This is a genomic window from Bordetella tumbae (genome assembly GCF_965139195.1).
GTDB classification, from domain to species: Bacteria; Pseudomonadota; Gammaproteobacteria; order Burkholderiales; family Burkholderiaceae_B; genus Bordetella_A; species Bordetella_A tumbae.
Map to the genome: position 1 here is coordinate 88,604 of NZ_CBCSJH010000013.1, position 19,367 is coordinate 107,970.

The following is a 19,367-nucleotide window of genomic DNA, read 5'->3' on the forward strand; positions in this document are numbered from 1 at the left end:
CCGCATGCGCCGCTTACTCGATACTCTGTACGGCGCGGCCGGCCTCCTGGCCGGCCTGTGCATGATAGGTGTGCTGATTTCAGTACTGATTTCCATCATTGGACGCCAGATCGATTGGCATGTCGCAGGGATGGATGCCTACGCCGGCTACTTCATGGCTGGTGCAGGCTTTCTGGCTCTGGCCAGTACATTCAAACACGGCGAACACATCCGCGTCACGCTGTTGCTGAATTCGCTGGCCGCGCGTGGCAGCAGGCGCCTGGATATTTTTGCGCTGTGTGCGGGTACCCTGCTCGCGGCGGCTTTTGCGTTTTTCAGTATCAAACTGATGCTGGACTCGCACACCTATAACGATGTTTCCACGTCTAACGACGCCACGCCATTGTGGATCCCCCAGATCAGCATGGCTGCCGGGACCGTGTTGTTCCTGGTGTCGCTGGTCGACGAATTGATCCGCCGCTTGCACGGTCTGCCTGCTCCTACGTCACACCAAACCCATGAATGAAGTCCTGGTCATTACCTTATTGGTCGTCTCGATTTTCGCTCTGCTGGGTTGCGGTGTCTGGGTTGGCTTGACGCTGGCGGGCACGGCGTGGATAGGCATGGAGATCTTCTCCAGCCGGCCTGCCGGAGACGCGATGGCGGTCACGATCTGGGGCGCCGCGTCAAGCTGGACGCTGACGGCGCTGCCACTGTTTTTGTGGATGGGCGAGATTCTGTTTCGCACGCGGTTATCAGAAGATCTGTTCAAGGGGCTCGCGCCCTGGTTGAATCGCCTGCCTGGCCGTCTGCTGCACACCAACGTGATTGGCTGCGCGATCTTTGCCGCGGTGTCGGGATCGTCGGCTGCGACCTGCGCGACGGTCGGCAAGATGACGATCCCTGAGTTGAAACGGCGGGGCTATCCCGAGAGCAAGGTGTTAGGCACGCTATCCGGTGCAGGGACACTGGGGCTGCTGATTCCGCCGTCGATCATCATGATCGTGTACGGCGTGGCGGCGGATGTCTCGATCGCTCGCCTGTTCATCGCAGGCATTGTGCCGGGAATCATGCTGGCCGCGCTGTTCATGGGCTATATCGCCTGGTGGGCCATACGCAATCCGAAAGAGGTGCCTGCCTCGGACGAGCACATGACGTTGCGGCAAAAGCTCTATCAATCCCGCCACTTGATTCCGGTGTTGCTGCTGATCGCGGCGGTGCTGGGATCGATTTACACGGGCATTGCGACGGCGACCGAGGCAGCAGCCATTGGCGTCGTGGGTGCGCTGATCCTCTCAGCGTTGCAAGGCTCGCTGAACAAGGATAGCTTTTGGCAATCGTTGATGGGTGCAACCCGGCTGTATTGCATGATCGCATTGATCCTGGCCGGCGCACAGTTTCTGACGCTCTCCATGGGCTATATCGGACTGCCGCGTGCGCTGGCTGAATGGATCGGCGGGCTGGGACTATCGCAGTTCGGATTGATCATGGCGCTGATGGTCTTTTTCGTGGTGCTGGGTTGTTTTCTGGATGGCATTTCCATCGTCGTGCTCACGATGGGGGTGCTGTTGCCAACGGTGCAGGCGGCCGGGATCGATCTGATCTGGTTTGGCATTTTTGTCGTGTTTGTCGTCGAGATGGCGCAGATTACGCCGCCGGTCGGGTTCAATCTTTTCGTGCTGTCGGGAATGACAGGAAGAGAGTTGCCCTATATCGCCAAGGCGTCGTTGCCGATGTTCTTTTTGATGATTCTGGCGGTGCTGTTGTTGTATGTGGTGCCGGGGATTGCTACCTGGTTGCCACAGCATATGACGCTGTAATGTCGAGCTGACGATCGACACACGTTGATTCCTCTGGCGCGGGTAGTTGCCACCATCCAGGCAATAATGCCCGCACCTTGGCCCTGCGGTAGCGATCGTCGATGAGATAAACCGTACCCGTATCATGCTCACCACGGATCACGCGACCAGCGGCCTGTACGACCTTTTGCAGTCCGGGGTACAAGTAGGTGTAGTCGTATCCCTGGCCGCTGCCATAGAGCCTTTCCATGGCGGCTTTCATCTGCTCGTTGACCGGATTGACCTGCGGTAAACCCAGCGTCGCGATAAAAGCACCAATCAGGCGTTTCCCAGGCAAATCGACCGCTTCGGAAAACGCGCCTCCCAACACGGCAAAGCCGACGCCGGCCCCAGTCTCGGTGAACCGGGCCAGAAATGCCTGCCGGCTGGCTTCGTTCATGGCAGGCGTTTGTTTCCAGAGCGGGACGTGCGGATGGCTCTGGCTCAACAGATCGGCCACCTGCTCCAGGTATTCGAAACTGCTCAAAAAGCTCAAATAGTTGCCTGGGCGTTTGGCATATTGCGTCGCTATCAAGTCCACGATAGGACGCAGTGATTGTTTGCGGTCACGATAGCGGGTAGACACATTACCCGCGACATGCACGGCCAATTGTTCCGCCTGAAAAGGCGCGGCCACCTCGATCCAGGCCGTATTGTCAGGCAACCCCAGCGTATCCCGGTAATACTGTTGCGGATTGAGCGTGGCAGAAAACAATATCGTGGCGTGCGCTGCGGCGTAGCGCGACGCCAAATGCGGCGCGGGCACGACATTGCGAACGCAGAGCGTGGATGGACTCGTCGGGCCGTCCAGATCATCAAGCCGATCTCGCGTGACATCAAACAGCGCGTGCGGGCCGAACTGCTCTGCCAATCGGGCAAAGCTCAGCATCTCGAAATAGAACAGCAACAGGGGATCATCCTGGGCCAAGGGCGCCTGTCCTACGTGTTCCGTCATGGCAATGATGGCCTTCTGTAAGGAGGCGAGCACGCCAGCAGGCACGGCGTCATAGGCTTGATACGCGGCGGCCTGTTTACGGTTCAATGCGTTCCATGCCCGATTCAAGCCATCCAGCGGTTTGCGCAGCGCCTTTGGCGCTGCCTGGCGCGCCCGCTTGAGCGCAGGCTGCGACAGGCTGCTGCTATACATATGGCGCGCACGATCCACCAGATTGTGCGCTTCGTCCACCAGCACTGCCACACGCCATTGATGAGCCTGCGCGAGCGCATACAGAATGGCATTGCTATCGAAGTAGTAGTTGTAGTCGCCGATCACCACATCGCTCCAGCGTGCGAGCTCTTGCGACAGGTAGTACGGGCATACACCGTGTTCCTCAGCAACGGTGCGCACGGTTGCCCCATCCAGCCGAGTATGCTCCAACGCGGCGGCACGAGCCTCAGGCAAACGATCATAAAAGCCCCGGGCCAACGGGCAAGACTCGCCATGGCATGACTTGTCGGGATAGACGCAGACTTTATCGCGCGCCTGCAGGTCAAGCACTCGCAATCCGGGTTGCGCGGGCGACTCATTGAGACGGTCCAACGCCTGTTGCGCCAGCGCCTTGCCTGCATTCTTGGCCGCGAGGAAAAATACCTTGTCGATACGCGTATCGGGTGCGGCTTTGAGCAATGGAAACAATGTCCCTAGCGTCTTGCCGATACCTGTGGATGCCTGCGCCAATAAACAGCGTCCGTCACGGGCGCTGCGATATACCGATACCGCCAACTCCCGTTGTCCCGCGCGAAACCGGCCCAATGGAAAATCCAATTGCGCCAACGCGAGGTCGCGCGCCTGGCGATGGGCGAGCTCGGTGGCCGCCCATGCCTGAAAACGCGTACATTGCTCTTCGAAAAAAGCCTGGAGTTCCACCGCGTCGTAGTCGCGGGAAAATAGAGTTTCTTCTTCAGTGACCACATTGAAATACACGACAGCCACACGCAGGCGCGTCATGCCTCGTGCTTGGCAAAACAAGTGCCCATACACGCATGCCTGTGCCCAATGCAGCGCACGATGATTGTCGCGCACACTGCTCAGTTCGCCTCGATAGGTCTTGATCTCCTCAAGCTGATTCGAGCCCGGATCGTAGCCGTCGGCACGGCCACGCACCAACAGGTCCTGGTATTGGCCCGACAATGCAATTTCAGACTCGTAGGTGGCGGCGCGCCGATCCACTACCGTAGCGTGCCCCGCCACGCCTTCGGGGCCAGTCGGTGCAGGCGTGAAACGCAGATCCAGGTCCCCTGCTCTAGCGGTGAATTCACACAGCGCGCGCACTGCGACCGAATAACTCATGCCTGGGCCTCATGCCGGCTGGCAACGTCGATGAATGCGTACCACGGACGCGTCACGATCGAATCGTTCATGCCTCATCCTCGCGCCATTGCACATGGCACACGTGCGCCGCAATTCCATGCTCGGCGCAATATTGCAGCCAGCGAATCTGGTTATCCTGCAACTTGTCGCCTGGCCCCTTGATTTCGATCAGTTCATAACGCTTTTCGCCGGGCATAAACCGGATCAGGTCGGGCAAGCCCGTGCGGTTTTGCGTGATGTCTTGCAGCATCCGCATGAAAAATAATCTCAGATGATTCGCGGGCAGGCATTCCAACGCCAACCCCAGCAACGGCTCGGATAACGCTCCCCAGAACACAAAAGGCGATTGCAGGCCCGCTTTTTCGGTGTAGTGACGCCATATCGTGTCACGGTAAGCGCCCGATTCCAGCTGCGACAGCGCTGCGGCGAACAGATCAGCACGACGTGAAACAAAGTCCGGCGCCGACAAGTCCGCAGGACCACGCTGAAAGGGATGAAAGAACGCCCCTGGCAATGGCGCGAAAACGGCTGACCAACACAGCAAGCCAAATAATGCGTTGATCAAGGTGTTTTCGACGTAATACACCGGCGCAGCGTCGCAATGCAGATGATCGCGCGCGACAAACTCGACAGATTGCGGCTCGACAGGACGCGACAATGCCAGATCGCGCCGCACAGGAGCGGCAATAGCCGCCCGGGCCAGCGCAGGCAGCCCGGCATTGCGTCGCAAGCGCGGCAGCATTCTGGATAGAGCTTGGCTTTCCGCCTCGCTTTCCGGGGCCTGCCGGGCCTGCAGGGCCAGTGCTAACGCATCGTCATGGCGTCCCATGCGCTCAAGCATTCGAATACGACGATGACGAGCCCCCGGATAAGCACATTGCTCATACACGCGATAAGCCCTGTCCCAATGCAGGCCGCGTTCACAGACGTGACCGATGCGCAAAAGCACCTTGGCGCGGCGTTGCTCCAGCCAGGCGTTCGTACTGGCACAGGACTGTACGACGTCCAACAGATCATCTATCTCAGGGTTCGCGTCCAACGCCTCGCGGCATGCGTGCAGCGCCAGGTATCTGTCGATATCGGCGCGTATCTGGAATGCACGCGACGCGCGGTCGAACGCGACGGATTCGTAGCGAAACACCCCCAGATCGGCCAGCACGAACTCCGACCAGTCCTGCCGCAGATTGCCGAAAAACATCAGCCGCAGCCGGTCGCAATGATCTCCCAGCATAAAGCGCCAGGCCGGCTCCGGCGACGCCGGGCACCACTGGTCGTAGGAGCGGGCGTCATCGTGCTGCTCGCGCAACATGGCCAGCCATTCCGATTTACGCAGCCCCGCCATGACAGATGCCGGAAACAAACCACGCAACTCGGGCAAGGTGCAGATATCGAATAGCTCGTCCAATGTCATCTGCGCCCTGGCGTCGAGCCAACCCAACGACACCAACGGCGCAACCGCCGCAAGCAGATCGGGAATTTCTTCATACGCCAGGCGGCTGGCACGAAACCACGGCCCCCGTCTCATCGCCATACGCACAAACAGCGCGCGCGACATCTGCGGCAAGCGGTCGAAATCGTCGAGAAAGGCGCGCTCGCCGTCATCGAGCAAATCGGCATAACGATCGGCCACGACCTCCAGCGCACGCTGGAAGTTATGCAGATAGTAGTAACGGTGCGGGGGAAGCATCTGGCCAAAACTGGATATTTATCCAGTAATCATATCAAATCCCGGCCGGGTAGCGCCCCACGCCTGGGACGCTGCCGGGCCAGGTATGCAACTTGCAGCGCAACATGCTCCAAACCTAGGGGATGCCATGATTTCAGAACGATTGAAGCGGATACGCCATCTGGCCGAGTTTGTCATGGAACGCAGCGGCGATTATCTGGAACTGGCTGGCATTGAACTGTCGCTGTACCGCTCGGCGTTGGTCACCACATTGATCAGCAGCGTGGCGCTGCTGTTTTGCGGACTCGGTACACTAGCCTTTGTATCGGTAGCCACCATCGTGAGTTTCTGGGACACAGATCATCGGCTGCTCGTGGCGTGGTTGGTGGCTGGCGCATGGCTCCTTATTACGCTCATCGCGTTGACCATTGCCGCCCGTAACGCGCCAAAAAATTCGCTTTTTTCCGAACTCAGCCACCAAGTGCGCCTGGATGCCGCCGCCGCCCGGAGTCATTATGCCCAAGACGACCACACAAGCTGAAAAAGACGCCTTGCTGGCGAAAATGGAGCGCGATAGAGACGAGCTGGCCGACGCCTTTGCGCGCGCTGCCACTCAGACGAAAACATCCAACGGATGGGCCTCCACCACGGCGCTGGCCGCCGGGGCCGTCATCGGGTGGCCCCGATTTCTAAAAAAGCCGCTGCGCGCGATGGCTGCCGTAGCGCTGCGCGACCGCGTAACCAACGTCCTCAAGCGCCGCCATCAAAGGCGCGCCAGCCCGCCGGCTGCCAACCCAGAAGTCGACCGCCTGGCCCAATTAGCAGCAGATTTGCGCCAAGCGATAGAACGCATAGCGCCCGCGGAAGAAATCGAGCGAATACGGCGGGAACTGGACGATCAAGTGGCGCGCATCCGTGAGCTAAAGGCGCTGAAGCAAGCCCCCGGGCAAACCCTCCCTCGCTAAAGGACAGGCCAACCGATTTTCGGTATAGACTTGCGACCTGATTTCTCGGCCTCCTCGCAGCTATCCGCTGTGAGGCGGCCATATTTAATTCCGACTACGAGTCGGATCTCAGGGAGTGAGACAATGAAGAAAGCCGCTATGGCGCTGCTGGCGCTGAGTGGATTGGCCGCAGGCACCGCCGCCGCCGAATCGAGCGTGACCTTGTACGGGATTGCAGATGTCAGTATTCGATATCTGAATCGCAGCAACCAAGTCGACGGCAGCCACATCGGGCTGGCCAACGGCGCCATCTCCAATAGCCGTTGGGGCCTGCGCGGGGTCGAGGACCTCGGCGACGGGAATAAAGCGTTTTTCCGGTTGGAGAATGGCTTCAATATCCAGAACGGGAATGGCTCCGATCCAAACAAGACGTTTAGCCGCCTGGCCTATGTCGGCCTGGACGGCGGCTCACTCGGTGTCCTGACGCTGGGCCTGCAGAACACGCCCATGTTCAACCTGCTGGCCGATCATTTCGATCCCCTGACCGTCGGCAACTACGATCAAAACGCCTGGCTGCCCGCAGCCATGTCGCGCGTGCGCACGAGCAATATGTTCACCTATGCCAACACGCTAGGCGACCTGGCGCTGGTGCTCTCCTACGCCAACGGCGAGGACTACGACGATCACAAAGTCGGCTCGCAATACGGCGCATCGCTGCGCTATACCTTTGGTCAATTCGCAGTGGGCGGCGCCTACCAGCAGACCTATTCCGAAACCAGCTCGGACTATCGCCAACGCGTCTGGAACCTGAACGCGTCATACCAATTCGAATCCGCCAAGGTCTTTGCCGGCTACTTCAACGGCCGCGACGAAACCGGATTCGTCAATGCCGTCATGGGCGGCAACCCCGTCGCAGGTCTGGACCGCAAGGACAACGGCTATTTCGCCGGCCTCACCTGGCAAGCCACTCCCCGCTGGGCCCTGACCGGCGCCGCCTACTATGACCGCAGCGAAAACGTCGTCGTCTCAGGCGACAAAGGCAAGCGCTACGCCCTGGTCGGCGTCGCCGAGTACGCCCTCTCCAAGCGCTCACAAGTCTACGTAACCGTCGACTACAACAAAGTCAAAGACGCCGCCAGCGACGAAATCGCCGGCAGCGGCAGCCAGTTAGGCGCCGCCGTAGGATTCCGCCACATCTTCTGATGCCCTGCTCTCGGGGCCAGCCCCTGCTGCGAGTCCGGGCCGTGTGCGNGGGGGCCGCGCCGGCCTTTTGAGCGNCGGGCAGTCCNCGNAGNGGACCTCGGCGCCTGGTCTTGCGCCGAGCCGTTGCGATTAGGCCGGNGCGGCCCCCACGCACACGGCCCGGACGCCTAAACAGAAACACCCCAAGCCAGCAAAAATACCCACACACCAGCCACCTATCCACATCTCATATTTTCGTATACGATTCTACAAAACTACGAGATACAACATGACCTGGCCCACCCCCAACCTCACTCCCGAAGCCTTCACCCACCTAAAAAACACCTCACTAGGCAAACTAGTGAGAGACCACCTGCTAACTCAAATCATGGCCGGCACCCTGCAACCCGGCCAGCCGTTACGCGAGCCCGATCTCGTAGAACAACTGCAAGTCTCCCGCGTCCCCGTCCGCGAAGCCCTGCGCGAACTCGAAAGCATGGGCCTGGTCGTCTCGCGCAAACATTCCGGCGTCTACATCCGCGAACTCACCACCCAGGAAGTCCACGACCTGTACCAATTCCGCGCCCTGATGGATAGCCACGCAGGCCGCATCGTCACGCAACTGCCCCAAGCACAACAAACAGAACTGATCGACAAACTCCTGGCCTGCACCACCGCCATGGACGACGCCGTCGAGACCGGCAACACGCAGGTCTACTACAACGCCAACCTGCAATTCCATTGGTTGTTCATCGAATACGCAGGCAACCAGGAAATCGCCAAAAGCTATCGCGAAGTCATCCAGAAACTGCACCTGGCCCGCGTCAAAAATCTGTCCTCGAAAGATCACCGCATCCAATCAAACACAGAACATAAACAGATCGTCCGCGCCCTGATCGATTCCCACGCCTCGATCGGCGGTGCGGCGCGCTGTGCCGAGCTGCTGTCCCATCACGTCATCAATGCGCACGAACGCCTATCCGATATGTAGCGACTGACCTTACCCCCAAAAAAACCAGAGGAGACAAACAGCATGGACCGTCGATCGTTCCTGTGCGGCTTGAGTGCTGCCAGCGTTGCGGGCTTTCCCCTTGCATCCCGGGCTGCCGCCGGTTTTCCGCAACGACCTATCACCTTTATCGTGCCTGTCGCAGCCGGCGGCGGCAGCGATTACATTGCGCGTGCAGTCACCAGCGAATGGGGTAAATCGCTGAGCAACAATGCCTCGTTTGTCGTAGAAAACGTCAGTGGTGGAGGTGGCGTCATCGCCTGTCAACGCGCAGCGCGGTCGGACCCGGATGGCTATACCCTGATGCAGGGCTATGTCGCCACCCTGGGCACCAGCCCGGCCACGCGCAACGTCCCCTACGATCCTATCAAAGACTTCACCGCGGTGGGCATGATAGGCGGAACACCCAATGTGCTGATCGTCGATGCCAAGCTGCCGATCCACACATTGAAAGCGTTCGCGCAATACGCAAAAGCCCATCCCAACGCCAACTATGGATCGGCCGGCGCCGGCTCATTGACGCACCTGCTGATGGAGCTGCTAAAACAGCGCCTCGATATCCCGATCCAGCATATTGCCTACAAAGGCATCGCGCCGGCATTTCAAGACATCATAGGCGGCCGCACACAAGCCATGTTCCCCGGCCTGGCAGCAGCTGTCCCGCATCTCACCGCAAAAACCGTCAGGCCACTGGCCGTCACCGGCAAGGCGCGCAGCCCGCGCTTTCCCGATGTGCCGACGTTTACCGAGCTGGGCCTGGACGGCTTTGACGACATCCTGCAGTGGTACGGCGTCTCGGGACCCGCAGGCATGGACAGCGCCATCGTCAACACACTCAACGAAAGCCTGAACAAAACACTGCAGTCCTCCGAGGTCGACAAACGCCTGGAAATCGAGGCCGTTGTTCCCATGCCCATGACGCCCAAAGAATTTGCCGCCTACGTACGCAAAGACCTGGAGCGGTGGAAACGCGTCGCCCAAGAACAAAACATCCGGCTCGACGGATAAGCCCGCAGCCACTTCCCCTATTCCCTTTATCGCAACGAAACACGAGACCTATGGCCATCAACACGAAAGTCGAAGCTGATCACAACGCGCCTCCTGTCACCCGCATCCTGGCCGAGTTTGTCGCCACGCATCCCTCGCGCGGCTGGAATGACGAGATCGAACACGAGGCACATCGCACCATCATGAACTGGCTGGGCTGCGCCATCGGCGCGGCTCGCCACGAGGCTGCGGACGCAGCGCTGGGCGCCGTCCAGTTCCTGCAGCCAGCGCCCCAGGCCGCGATCTTTGGCCGCCACGAACGGGTGGACATCAGCAACGCAGCACTGATCAATGGCATCACCTCGCATACCTTCGACTTTGACGACACGCACCTCAAGACCATCATCCATCCGGCGGGCCCGGTGTGCTCGGCGGTATTTGCCCTGGCGGAACACACGGGTGCGAGTGGCCGCCAGATCGTTGATGCCGTCGTACTCGGCATCGACGTGTCGTGCCGCGTCGGCAACACGATTTATCCTCAACACTACGATCGAGGCTGGCACATCACCGGCTCGACTGGGACGCTCGGCGCCGCCGCCGCATGCGCTCGTCTGCTGGGACTCGACGTGGAGCAGACCGCCATGGCTCTCGGCATCGCGGCCTCTCAGCCCGTGGGCCTGCGCGACCAGTTCGGCACCATGACCAAGCCTTTTCATCCCGGCGGCGCCGCCAAGGCCGGATTGATGTCGGCCCTGCTGGCGCGCGAAGGCTTTACCGCCAGCCCCCGCGCCATCGAAGCGCCACGCGGATTTGCCCAAGTCACCTCGACGAAATACGACTGGAATGAGATCACCGGAGAACTCGGCCAACGATTCGAAATCGCCTACAACACGTACAAGCCTTTCGCCTGCGGCATCGTCATTCACCCCAGCATTGATGCCAGCGTGCAGTTGCGCAAGCAAGGCGTCACGCCCGATAACCTGGAACAACTGAAACTGCGCGTGCATTCGCTGGTGCTGGAACTGACCGGCAAAAAAGAACCCGCCGATGGACTGCAAGGCAAGTTCAGCGTCTATCACGGCTGCGCGGTCGGCCTGCTCTTTGGCCGCGCCAGTGAAAGCGAATACGCCGACGATATCGTGACCCGGGAAGACGTCGTGGCCACGCGCAGAAAAGTCCAGGCCGTCGTTGACGACACCATTGATGAGGCTGCCGTTCACGCCACGGCGATTCTCAAGGATGGCCGGCAGATTCAAGTCACCGTTGAACATGCGATCGGCTCGCTGCAGCGACCGATGACGGATCAGGACCTGGAGGCGAAATTCAGCAACATGAGCAATCCGTTGCTGGGCGAAACCCGCACACGCGCCCTGCTGGATGCATGCTGGAAATTAGCGTCTGCCCCCTCGCTCAAAGCGTTGGTGGCACTGACACACTAGTGTGGATAGTTCCTGCGTTTCAGCGCCTTCGGTATCCGGCACCGAAGGCGCGAGGAAACAAGACGCCCGAAGACGGCGCGGCATTCACAGCACTGCCATCCGGCTGTTCAATAGATCGGTAATCAGCATGTGCCCGGGCGCGTGCGTAATACAGAACTCCGGCTGTACCGCAGCGACGACCGATTGAGGGGTAACGCCGCAGGCCCAGAATACAGGTACTTCGCCGGGGCGGATCTCAACCGCGTCGCCATAGTCCGGGCGGTTGATGTCGGCAATGCCGATTTCCGCGGGATCGCCGAAGTGCACAGGTGCGCCATGCACAGAGGGGAATCGCGAGGTTACCTGGATGGCACGGATCGCGTCGGCGGCCTTGAGTGGGCGCATGGAGACGACGAGCTGTCCATGAAAAGGACCCGCAGGCTGCGTCGGAATCGAGGTGCGATACATCGGCACGTTGCAGCCCTGTTCGATGTGGCGGACAGGCAGGCCGTTGTCCAGCATGGCTTCTTCGAACGAGAACGAGCAGCCGATCAAAAAAGACACCAGATCATCGCGCCATATGTCCCGGACATCGGTAGGCTCGTCGACCAACTGCCCATTGCGCCAGAGGCGATAGCGCGGCACATCGCTGCGGATGTCGATGTCATGACCCAGGTCAGGCAAAGCTGCGCTGCCGGGCTCTGACATCGCCAGCAAAGGACACGGCTTGGGATTACGTTGGCAGAATCGCAGAAAATCCGCAGCCAGGTTCGATGGCAAAATCGCCAGGTTAGCTTGCACATAGCCCGGCGCGATATTGGCGGTGGGACCAGTCAGCAGGCCGTCACGCGCATCGAGACGCGCACGATAGGCAGGATGGGTATCAGCAGTGTAGGTCATGGTTCCATGCGGTGCTCCCTCGGTTGCGAAGGAACCGCCACGTCTCTAAAAATGCCGGCACCCAGATGATGCGGAGCCGGCGTTGCGTTAGGCGCGCAACAGGTCTTCAATCGCCATCCCGATGGACAGGACACGAGCGTCGGCGCCATTGGATCCTGCGATCATGAGCCCGACGGGCGCGGTGTCCGCAGGCTGGCACGGCACGGATACCGCACAACCATCGAGAAAGTTGATCAAGGTAGGATTACGCAGAATCAGTCCATTCGTGGCGTAATAAACCTCGTCGCTGGCGGTGACCTCTGCAATGGTCGGCGCTGTGATGGGCACGGTCGGCATCATCAAGGCATCGTAGCCCGCAATGCGGTGATCAACCGCAGCAACCCAGGCCTCGCGCGCGTCCAGCAAGTCCAGGTAATCAGCCGCGGACATGCCCTCGCCGCGACGCATGCGGGAAACCACGCGCGGATCGTAGCGGTCGCCCGCGGTGGCAATCAAATCGCGATGCCAGGCCCAAGCCTCGGCGGCAGTAAAACCGCCTTTGGCGTTGATAGCTGCCAACTGGGCGAACTCCGGAATCTCGATTTCATCGACCAGCGCGCCAGCAGCGGATAGCCGGCTGATGGCCGCAGAAAAAGCGGCTGTGACGCTGGCGTCCATGCCGTCCAAGGCCAACGTCGTCGGCACCGCCAGGCGCAGGCCACGCACAGCGGCGGGCTGCCAGGATGGACTCACGCTGTCGATATCGTCGCCGGCGAGGATCGCATCCAAAGTCGCGCAACAGCGGACAGTGGGCGCCAATGGGCCAATGGAATCGAGATTGGCGGACAAAGGCAACACGCCGGCCATGGACACTCGCCACGCGCTGGGCTTAAAGCCCGCCAGGCCACACAAGGCCGCTGGGATGCGTACTGAGCCGCCAGTATCGGAGCCGATCGCGCCCAGCGCCATCCCATCGGCGACGGATACGCCGGCCCCCGACGACGAGCCGCCCGGGATACGGCCACTGGCGCGGTCCCAGGGATTACGCGGCGTACCGTAATGCGGATTGATGCCTAGGCCAGAGTAGGCGAATTCGACCATATTCGTGCGGCCGATGATGACTGCCCCCGCAGCCAACAGGCGTTGAACCACGACCGCGTTTTCCTCGGCAGCGGGCGCCCCTTGCAGGGCAACAGAGCCCGCCAGCGTGGTTTCGCCGGCAACGTCAAACAGGTCTTTGATCGAAATCGGCAACCCATCTATCGGCGAGCGCGACAGGCCCGCGGCACGCAGGGTATCAGAGGCCTGCGCCGCTGCGCGGGCCTGTTCAGCGTAGACCCGCGTAAATACTCGAGCGCCCTCGCCTGCCGGATCGGCAGCACGCGCCAATGCGGCTTCGGTCAACTCGACGGCGCTCAAACGGCCTTGTTGCAGGGCCGTAGCAGTGTCATGCAATGTGGAAAGCATAAAGTCCTCGTAGCCGCTGGGCGGCGCATCCCTGATGATCTCGTACCGGGTCACACTCAAGCGACTTCCGGCAATACCTCTACATCATACCGATGGCGCAATGACCGCTGGCGACGCGGGTCGAACAGTTCCATGATGAAGGTCGTCGAGGCACGGATCCCACCAATAGCCCCCACGGTGCCGCAGGTCATGCCGGTGCCATCCGGCAACCCTGAGCCACCGGTATAGCCGGCGATCAGTTCCTGGGGCGTGCGCAACGCATCCAGCGTGCCTTCTTGGTACAAGATCTCTGCACCGTTTTCGATGATGAGAGAACGAATCACAAGTTCATCCCAGTACTCGGCGACATCAGAAAGACGCCATGCCGTCGTGCCGACCGGTTTCGCGCAGACCTGCTTGGACAACGCCACACTATGCGACTCGAGTTTGCGGTCGGTATGGTCCGAGGCAATACTGACGTAGAGCTCTCCACCTACGGCAAAAACAAAAGTCTCGACTTCGCCTGACGAGGCGTCGCCGACCGCCTGAATGCGATCAGTCTGTGTCAATTGATTATCTGCGATGCGGTAGTACAGCGGCACACTGCTGGGACGCGGTACGCCGATCGCGGCGAGCTCTTCGATATGGTGTTCGATGGCCGCGCGATCGCGCCCTGCCCAACCCGCGACGACCAGATTGCGAATGTCGGCTTCGATTGCGTTGACAGTATTATCAGTAGCGGATTCGACTTGGAATACAGCTTTCATTTGTTGCTCCGAGAGACCTCGGCATCCATGCCAGGAGGAAAAAGGATGCAGCCGCGAGGCTGCGAATAAGTTCAATACATCGACAGGGCGTCAGCCGAATACGCGTGGCAACCACAGTGCCAGGTCCGGGATAAAGGCCAGCAGCGCCAACAGGACAAACATGGCCACTACGAACGGCAACGCGCCGACGATGACTGCCGTCATGTTTCCGCTCTTGCGCAGGCTCTGCACCACGAACAGATTCAGCCCCACGGGCGGCGTAATCAGTGCAGCCTCGACGAGCACGATAATGACAATGCCCAACCAGATCGGGTCATAGCCCAACGCGATCATGATGGGCGCCACGATGGGGATGGTGGTGATCATCATGGACAGCGTTTCCATGAAGCAGCCAAGGACCAGGTAGAACAGAATCACGATCAGCAGCATCCAACCAGGCGACAAGCCAAGCCCGGTGATGGATTGGGTCAATGCATCGGTGATCCCCGTCGCCGCCAGAATGAAATTCAAGAAGCTGGCCGCAATCACGATCAACATGATCATCGCGGTGGAACGCATCGTGCCTTCGATGGCATCACGCAACATGGCAAACGTCAGCCGGCCATAGCACGCGGCGAGAACCAACGCGCCGAGTACACCCAAGGCGGCGGCCTCGGTAGGCGTGGCCAGGCCCGCGTAAATCGAGCCAACCACCAGCAAAAAAATCCCCAACGGTGGCGCCAGATGTGTCAAGCTGACAATGCGCTGGCCCCATGTCGCGTGGATCTTGTGCCCGCCCCACGCCGGTTTGATCACGCAGGCGATCACGACAGTCAGCATGAACAATGCTGCCAAGCCCAGACCCGGAAGGATCCCCGCCAAATACAGCTTGGGCACGGACGAATTCGTCAACACGCCATAGATGACCAGATTGATAGAGGGCGGAATCAAGATCCCCAGCGTGCCGCCCGCGGCGAGACTGCCCAAGAACAGCGGCTCGTTATAGCCGTACTTCTTGATCTGCGGCAATGCAACCGTGCCCACCGTGGCAGCCGTGGCCACGCTGGACCCCGAGGTCGCGGAAAACAAGGTCGACGCGCCGATGTTGGCATGCATCAATCCCCCCGGCAACCACGACAGCCAAAGGCTCATCGCGCTATACATGCGCTCGGCAAATCCGGAACGCAACAGGATTTCGCCCAACATGATGAACAAGGGGATCGCGACGAGCAGGAATTCGTTATTCGTGCTCCAGGAGACTTCGCCCATGGCCCGCGTGAGCGGCAGCATCGAATACAGCGGGTCCAGGATCAGACCCAGCACGCCCAGCGCCGCACCGACCGGAATCGAAATGCCGATGAGCACCAACAGCAGTGTCAAAGCAGTCGTGATCATGCTGCATCCCCTTTCACCATACGCTCACCGGCGGCGGCTTCTTCCTCGGCTTCTTCTTGCGTGGAGCGCACGCCGCAGATGGCTTTGACCAAGGCGATGTCGCCCGTCACCAGCGCCAGCGAAGCACGCACCAGCATCAGGGCTACGGTGATGCACATCCACACCAGTCCGAGCCACCACAATCCCTGAGGAATCCAAAGCGGCGTCGCTAACGGCGTGTTCGCAGCGGAATGGCTAGTCCATGAGGTCTGCACAATCTCGAGGGCGTAATACGTCAGATACGCCATGAAAATGCCCAACGCAACCAATGCAATCCAGTCAAGCAAGGCCGATACGCGTACAGGAAAGAACTGATACAGCACGTCCACACGCACGTTGGCGCGTTGCAAGGTGGCAAACGCCAAGGCCCACGTCGTGCTGATCGCAAACGCATAGCTGGACAACTCGTCTGCGCCGCCCGTGGTAAAGCCAAAGAGCTTACGCGCCACAACGTCGAACGAGATCAACAGCACGCTGGCCAGAATGAGCGCGCCCCCAGCCCAGACGGCCGCGCGCGAAAAGGACTCTGCGCAGCGCAATAGCTTGCCCAGTGTTCGAAAATGTTCGGATGAGGTCATAAATATCTGCCTTCGTTGCCGCGCATCCATACACACATCACCTCACGTGAAGTGCACGGCGTGAACTGCGATGAGGACATGCATGGTCCGCACGCCCTCTGGACGATGCGTCACTATCGTTCGATGACATGACTACCCACCGCGCAACGCGCCCTGAGGGTAGTCATGTATCGGTCATTACTTCTTGGCCACGACGCCCAGCTCTTTGCCTATGGTCGCGTTGAAGTCCTCGACGCATTGCGCCGAGCAGCGTGCCGCCCATTTCGGCAGCACGGCTTCAGCCAGGACTTTCTTCAGCAGTTCGCGATCAGCGTCCGTGGGTTGAACCAGCACCATCTTGCCCTTGACGGGGTACGGGCATGCGGCAGCGCCTGTGTTGCAGTCATAGCCTTCTTGCGTCTGACGGGCAGCGGCGTCCCAGATGTCGTCCACCAGTTTGTCGATGTTGGTCTGCAGGAACGTCTGGACCTTGGGATCGAGCTTGTCCCAGGCTTTTTGGTTTACCGCATGAATCTGCTGATTCCAGTTGATGGGCAAAGCGTACAGGTGCGTGGACACCTCGTACCATTTCGCGGAATAGCCGGACAGCGAGCCGGTGATCGCGCAATCGACCACCTTGTTTTGCAGCGCGGGGACGACTTCGCCAAACGCCATGGTGACGCTGGAGCCGCCTAGCGCCTGCACAAATTCCGCCGTCGTGCGGCTGCTGGTGCGAACCTTTTTGCCCTTGATATCGGCCAGACTCTTGATGTCGGCATTGCAGAACAGCACTTGACCGGGATAGGTCGAGATGCCCAGCAGTTTGACGTTGGCGCCCTCGCCGTAGACCTTGGCGTAGACCGGCTCAAAGGCATTCGTCACCGCGCGTACGGTTTTGACATCAGGGGCCAAGCCGGCCAGATCGATGGCCTCGTTGATCGGATTGTCGCTGGCAAAGTAGGACAGCGTCGCAGTGCCGAACTCGATCACGCCCTGTGACATCAGGCGCAGCAGCTCAGGGCCTTTCAAGCCCATTTCGTTAAAGCCTTTGATATCCGCCGTCACCTGGCCTTTGGAAAGCTCGGGAATGGTCTTGGTCCAGAACGGCTTTTCATAGTCGTTATAAGCAGTCAGGTTGCTCAGGCCACCGACGACTTTCAAATGTGTCTTGGGCAAATCCTGAGCATGTGCGGCAGTGGCCAACAACGCTACGGCGATGGCGGCTGTAATCAGTGGCTTTTTCATCCATTGCTCCGAGAAACCTCGGCATTCATGCCGAGGAGGTAAGGGGCGCAGCCGCAAGGCTGCACGATTAGTCTGATTTGAATTGATAGCTGGGTAAATACCCAGTTTTTCGGTCTGGCGTGGTTAGTATCGCGGGCATGCAAACCAAACGTGCCTACCGATTCCGGTTCTATCCGACGCCCGAGCAAGCGATCACGCTGACTCGCACGTTTGGTTGTGTTCGTGTGGTCTACAACCACATGCTTAGTCTGCGTGCGACCGCCTGGGCCGATCGGCAAGAGCGCCTGGGATATCACGCGACGTCTGCTGCGCTGACGACGCTGAAAAAGCTGCCGAACTACGTCTGGCTGAACGAGGTCAGCAGTGTTCCGTTGCAGCAAACACTGCGCCATCTGCAAACGGCGTTTACCGGGTTCTTTGCCAAGCGAACGGGATATCCTCGCTTCAAACGCAAGGACGGCCCGCAATCGGCGGAATACACCGCCAGTGCCTTTAAATGGGATGGCCGCTCGCTCAAGCTCGCGAAGATGGCTGAGGCACTTCCCATCCGTTGGTCCCGTCAGATTCCTAAAGCCGCCAAGGTCACTACCGTCACGGTCAGCAAAGACGCAGCGGGCCGATACTTTGTCAGTCTGCTGTGCGACGACGTTGTGGCGCAGAAAGCGCCTACGTCGAGCTGTGTCGGGATTGATCTGGGCCTGTCTCATTTTGCGATTCTCTCAACAGGAGAAAAAGTCGATGCACCACAGGTCTTTCGTAAGCATGAAGTTAAGTTGGCCAAGCTACAGCGCCGCTTGGCCAGGAAACAAAAGGGATCGGCTCGTCGCGCCAAGGCGAAGCTGAAAGTCGCCAAGCTGCATGCAAAGATCTCAGACACCCGCAGGGATTTCCTACACCAGCTTTCTACCCGGTTGATCCACGAGAACCAAGTGATCGCCGTAGAAAGCTTGTCTGTGTCCAACATGCAGAAAAACCGCTGTCTTGCCAAGTCCATCGGCGATGCCGGATGGGCAGAATTTGTGAGACAGCTCGAATACAAGGCCCGTTGGTACGGACGTGAGTTCGTGCGGGTCGATCGCTGGTACCCGTCGAGCAAGCGCTGCCACGTTTGCGGATATGTCTTACCCAAGCTGCCGTTGAGCGTGCGACATTGGTCCTGTCCGCAATGCAACACGGACCACGACCGCGACGTCAACGCGGCGCATAACGTATTAGCCGCCGGGCTGGCGGTGTTAGCCCATGGAGAAACGGTAAGACCTGAGTGCATGAGTGAGGATGTACGACGGCTCGGTTCTGTGAAGTGGGAATCCCTTTCCTTTAGGGAAGGGAGCAGTCAAGGAGGCTCTCCTTGCAGGCGGTATTCGTACGCGCCAGGCCCCGTTACCCGATGACGCGCTGCGATCAGCAAAACGACCGCCGCAGATTGTCTGCAGCCGGCCTTGCTCTCGCACGCATTCCACCGGCTGGACGTAACCCTGTCCAATCGTAAGTTGCGATGCTGAGATATAAATATTTTTTATGTCTGTATGCAGCACAGAAGGCCGACGGGCGCAAAGCCAATAACGGCGCGGGTTTGCCGCCAGGTGGCAATAAAGCGCATCAGCACGCAGGGTGCGGCTGAGCACCAGATCCATCGCAAGGCATCAGGGAAAGTCCTAGCCCGCTTGGAATCCAATTCGGACCCTGCTGCCGCGCTGAATGATGCTCCGACAGGTACGTTATCCCG

The 19,367-nt window shown here is 59.7% G+C and carries 17 protein-coding genes; 9 read left to right on the forward strand and 8 right to left on the reverse strand.

Annotation, left to right across the window (positions count from 1 at the left end; genetic code table 11):
• The first annotated feature begins 4 nt into the window (after positions 1-4).
• A complete protein-coding gene (locus ACNA0J_RS15495) occupies positions 5-505 on the forward strand; it encodes a TRAP transporter small permease (protein ID WP_415819771.1) in 501 nt (166 codons plus the stop codon).
• Positions 498-1,799 carry a TRAP transporter large permease gene (locus ACNA0J_RS15500; protein ID WP_415819772.1) on the forward strand — a complete coding sequence of 434 codons (1,302 nt, stop codon included), beginning with the start codon at positions 498-500 and terminating at the stop codon, positions 1,797-1,799. Before ACNA0J_RS15495 ends, ACNA0J_RS15500 begins: the two co-directional genes overlap by 8 nt.
• Here ACNA0J_RS15500 and ACNA0J_RS15505 read toward each other — a convergent pair.
• Complete coding sequence (locus ACNA0J_RS15505; protein WP_415819773.1) at positions 1,768-4,107, reverse strand: ATP-dependent DNA helicase; 2,340 nt, start codon at positions 4,105-4,107, stop codon at positions 1,768-1,770. The genes ACNA0J_RS15500 and ACNA0J_RS15505 overlap by 32 nt on opposite strands.
• Before the next feature lie 67 nt (positions 4,108-4,174).
• Positions 4,175-5,815 carry a VRR-NUC domain-containing protein gene (locus tag ACNA0J_RS15510; RefSeq protein WP_415819774.1) on the reverse strand — a complete coding sequence of 547 codons (1,641 nt, stop codon included), beginning with the start codon at positions 5,813-5,815 and terminating at the stop codon, positions 4,175-4,177.
• A gap of 127 nt (positions 5,816-5,942) precedes the next feature.
• Here ACNA0J_RS15510 and ACNA0J_RS15515 point away from each other — a divergent pair, with 127 nt between their 5' ends.
• The 6 genes from ACNA0J_RS15515 (at position 5,943) to ACNA0J_RS15540 (ending at position 11,355) form a co-directional block, all read left to right on the forward strand.
• On the forward strand, positions 5,943-6,335 hold the full coding sequence (locus ACNA0J_RS15515; RefSeq protein WP_415819775.1) for a phage holin family protein: 393 nt from the start codon (positions 5,943-5,945) through the stop codon (positions 6,333-6,335).
• Complete coding sequence (locus ACNA0J_RS15520; protein WP_415819776.1) at positions 6,310-6,759, forward strand: hypothetical protein; 450 nt, start codon at positions 6,310-6,312, stop codon at positions 6,757-6,759. Before ACNA0J_RS15515 ends, ACNA0J_RS15520 begins: the two co-directional genes overlap by 26 nt.
• A gap of 123 nt (positions 6,760-6,882) precedes the next feature.
• On the forward strand, positions 6,883-7,941 hold the full coding sequence (locus ACNA0J_RS15525) for a porin (RefSeq protein ID WP_415819777.1): 1,059 nt from the start codon (positions 6,883-6,885) through the stop codon (positions 7,939-7,941).
• A gap of 268 nt (positions 7,942-8,209) precedes the next feature.
• On the forward strand, positions 8,210-8,911 hold the full coding sequence (locus tag ACNA0J_RS15530) for a GntR family transcriptional regulator (protein WP_415819778.1): 702 nt from the start codon (positions 8,210-8,212) through the stop codon (positions 8,909-8,911).
• 42 nt (positions 8,912-8,953) lie between these two features.
• Positions 8,954-9,937 carry a Bug family tripartite tricarboxylate transporter substrate binding protein gene (locus ACNA0J_RS15535; RefSeq protein ID WP_415819779.1) on the forward strand — a complete coding sequence of 328 codons (984 nt, stop codon included), beginning with the start codon at positions 8,954-8,956 and terminating at the stop codon, positions 9,935-9,937.
• A gap of 50 nt (positions 9,938-9,987) precedes the next feature.
• On the forward strand, positions 9,988-11,355 hold the full coding sequence (locus ACNA0J_RS15540) for an MmgE/PrpD family protein (protein WP_415819780.1): 1,368 nt from the start codon (positions 9,988-9,990) through the stop codon (positions 11,353-11,355).
• A gap of 84 nt (positions 11,356-11,439) precedes the next feature.
• Here the strand turns inward: ACNA0J_RS15540 and ACNA0J_RS15545 are convergent, their stop codons facing one another.
• The 6 genes from ACNA0J_RS15545 to ACNA0J_RS15570 form a co-directional block, all read right to left on the reverse strand.
• Entirely contained in the window at positions 11,440-12,234 is a 795-nt protein-coding gene (locus ACNA0J_RS15545) for a putative hydro-lyase (protein ID WP_415819781.1), read from the reverse strand.
• Between the two features lie 87 nt (positions 12,235-12,321).
• A complete protein-coding gene (locus tag ACNA0J_RS15550; RefSeq protein ID WP_415819816.1) occupies positions 12,322-13,680 on the reverse strand; it encodes an amidase in 1,359 nt (452 codons plus the stop codon).
• Positions 13,681-13,736: 56 nt separating this feature from the next.
• On the reverse strand, positions 13,737-14,426 hold the full coding sequence (locus ACNA0J_RS15555) for a DUF2848 domain-containing protein (protein ID WP_415819782.1): 690 nt from the start codon (positions 14,424-14,426) through the stop codon (positions 13,737-13,739).
• A 90-nt stretch (positions 14,427-14,516) separates the two neighbouring features.
• Complete coding sequence (locus ACNA0J_RS15560; protein ID WP_415819783.1) at positions 14,517-15,800, reverse strand: TRAP transporter large permease; 1,284 nt, start codon at positions 15,798-15,800, stop codon at positions 14,517-14,519.
• Entirely contained in the window at positions 15,797-16,417 is a 621-nt protein-coding gene (locus ACNA0J_RS15565; protein WP_415819784.1) for a TRAP transporter small permease subunit, read from the reverse strand. The genes ACNA0J_RS15560 and ACNA0J_RS15565 overlap by 4 nt, the downstream gene beginning before the upstream one ends.
• 177 nt (positions 16,418-16,594) lie before the next feature.
• Positions 16,595-17,641: a TRAP transporter substrate-binding protein gene (locus ACNA0J_RS15570; protein WP_415819785.1), complete on the reverse strand. Its 1,047-nt coding sequence runs from the start codon at positions 17,639-17,641 to the stop codon at positions 16,595-16,597.
• A gap of 137 nt (positions 17,642-17,778) precedes the next feature.
• On the opposite strand from ACNA0J_RS15570, the gene ACNA0J_RS15575 reads away from it, so the two are divergent.
• Positions 17,779-19,032, forward strand: a complete 1,254-nt coding sequence (locus ACNA0J_RS15575) for an RNA-guided endonuclease TnpB family protein (protein WP_415819786.1) — start codon at positions 17,779-17,781, stop codon at positions 19,030-19,032.
• Positions 19,033-19,367: the final 335 nt, after the last annotated feature.

Excerpts from the sequence above, each read along its gene's own strand:
- ACNA0J_RS15495 (WP_415819771.1), top strand. The coding sequence starts at position 5 with ATGCGCCGCTTACTCGATACTCTGTACGGCGCGGCCGGCCTCCTGGCC.
- ACNA0J_RS15500 (WP_415819772.1), top strand. The coding sequence starts at position 498 with ATGAATGAAGTCCTGGTCATTACCTTATTGGTCGTCTCGATTTTCGCT.
- ACNA0J_RS15505 (WP_415819773.1), bottom strand. The coding sequence starts at position 4,107 with ATGAGTTATTCGGTCGCAGTGCGCGCGCTGTGTGAATTCACCGCTAGA.
- ACNA0J_RS15510 (WP_415819774.1), bottom strand. The coding sequence starts at position 5,815 with ATGCTTCCCCCGCACCGTTACTACTATCTGCATAACTTCCAGCGTGCG.
- ACNA0J_RS15515 (WP_415819775.1), top strand. The coding sequence starts at position 5,943 with ATGATTTCAGAACGATTGAAGCGGATACGCCATCTGGCCGAGTTTGTC.
- ACNA0J_RS15520 (WP_415819776.1), top strand. The coding sequence starts at position 6,310 with ATGCCCAAGACGACCACACAAGCTGAAAAAGACGCCTTGCTGGCGAAA.
- ACNA0J_RS15525 (WP_415819777.1), top strand. The coding sequence starts at position 6,883 with ATGAAGAAAGCCGCTATGGCGCTGCTGGCGCTGAGTGGATTGGCCGCA.
- ACNA0J_RS15530 (WP_415819778.1), top strand. The coding sequence starts at position 8,210 with ATGACCTGGCCCACCCCCAACCTCACTCCCGAAGCCTTCACCCACCTA.
- ACNA0J_RS15535 (WP_415819779.1), top strand. The coding sequence starts at position 8,954 with ATGGACCGTCGATCGTTCCTGTGCGGCTTGAGTGCTGCCAGCGTTGCG.
- ACNA0J_RS15540 (WP_415819780.1), top strand. The coding sequence starts at position 9,988 with ATGGCCATCAACACGAAAGTCGAAGCTGATCACAACGCGCCTCCTGTC.
- ACNA0J_RS15545 (WP_415819781.1), bottom strand. The coding sequence starts at position 12,234 with ATGACCTACACTGCTGATACCCATCCTGCCTATCGTGCGCGTCTCGAT.
- ACNA0J_RS15550 (WP_415819816.1), bottom strand. The coding sequence starts at position 13,680 with ATGCTTTCCACATTGCATGACACTGCTACGGCCCTGCAACAAGGCCGT.
- ACNA0J_RS15555 (WP_415819782.1), bottom strand. The coding sequence starts at position 14,426 with ATGAAAGCTGTATTCCAAGTCGAATCCGCTACTGATAATACTGTCAAC.
- ACNA0J_RS15560 (WP_415819783.1), bottom strand. The coding sequence starts at position 15,800 with ATGATCACGACTGCTTTGACACTGCTGTTGGTGCTCATCGGCATTTCG.
- ACNA0J_RS15565 (WP_415819784.1), bottom strand. The coding sequence starts at position 16,417 with ATGACCTCATCCGAACATTTTCGAACACTGGGCAAGCTATTGCGCTGC.
- ACNA0J_RS15570 (WP_415819785.1), bottom strand. The coding sequence starts at position 17,641 with ATGAAAAAGCCACTGATTACAGCCGCCATCGCCGTAGCGTTGTTGGCC.
- ACNA0J_RS15575 (WP_415819786.1), top strand. The coding sequence starts at position 17,779 with ATGCAAACCAAACGTGCCTACCGATTCCGGTTCTATCCGACGCCCGAG.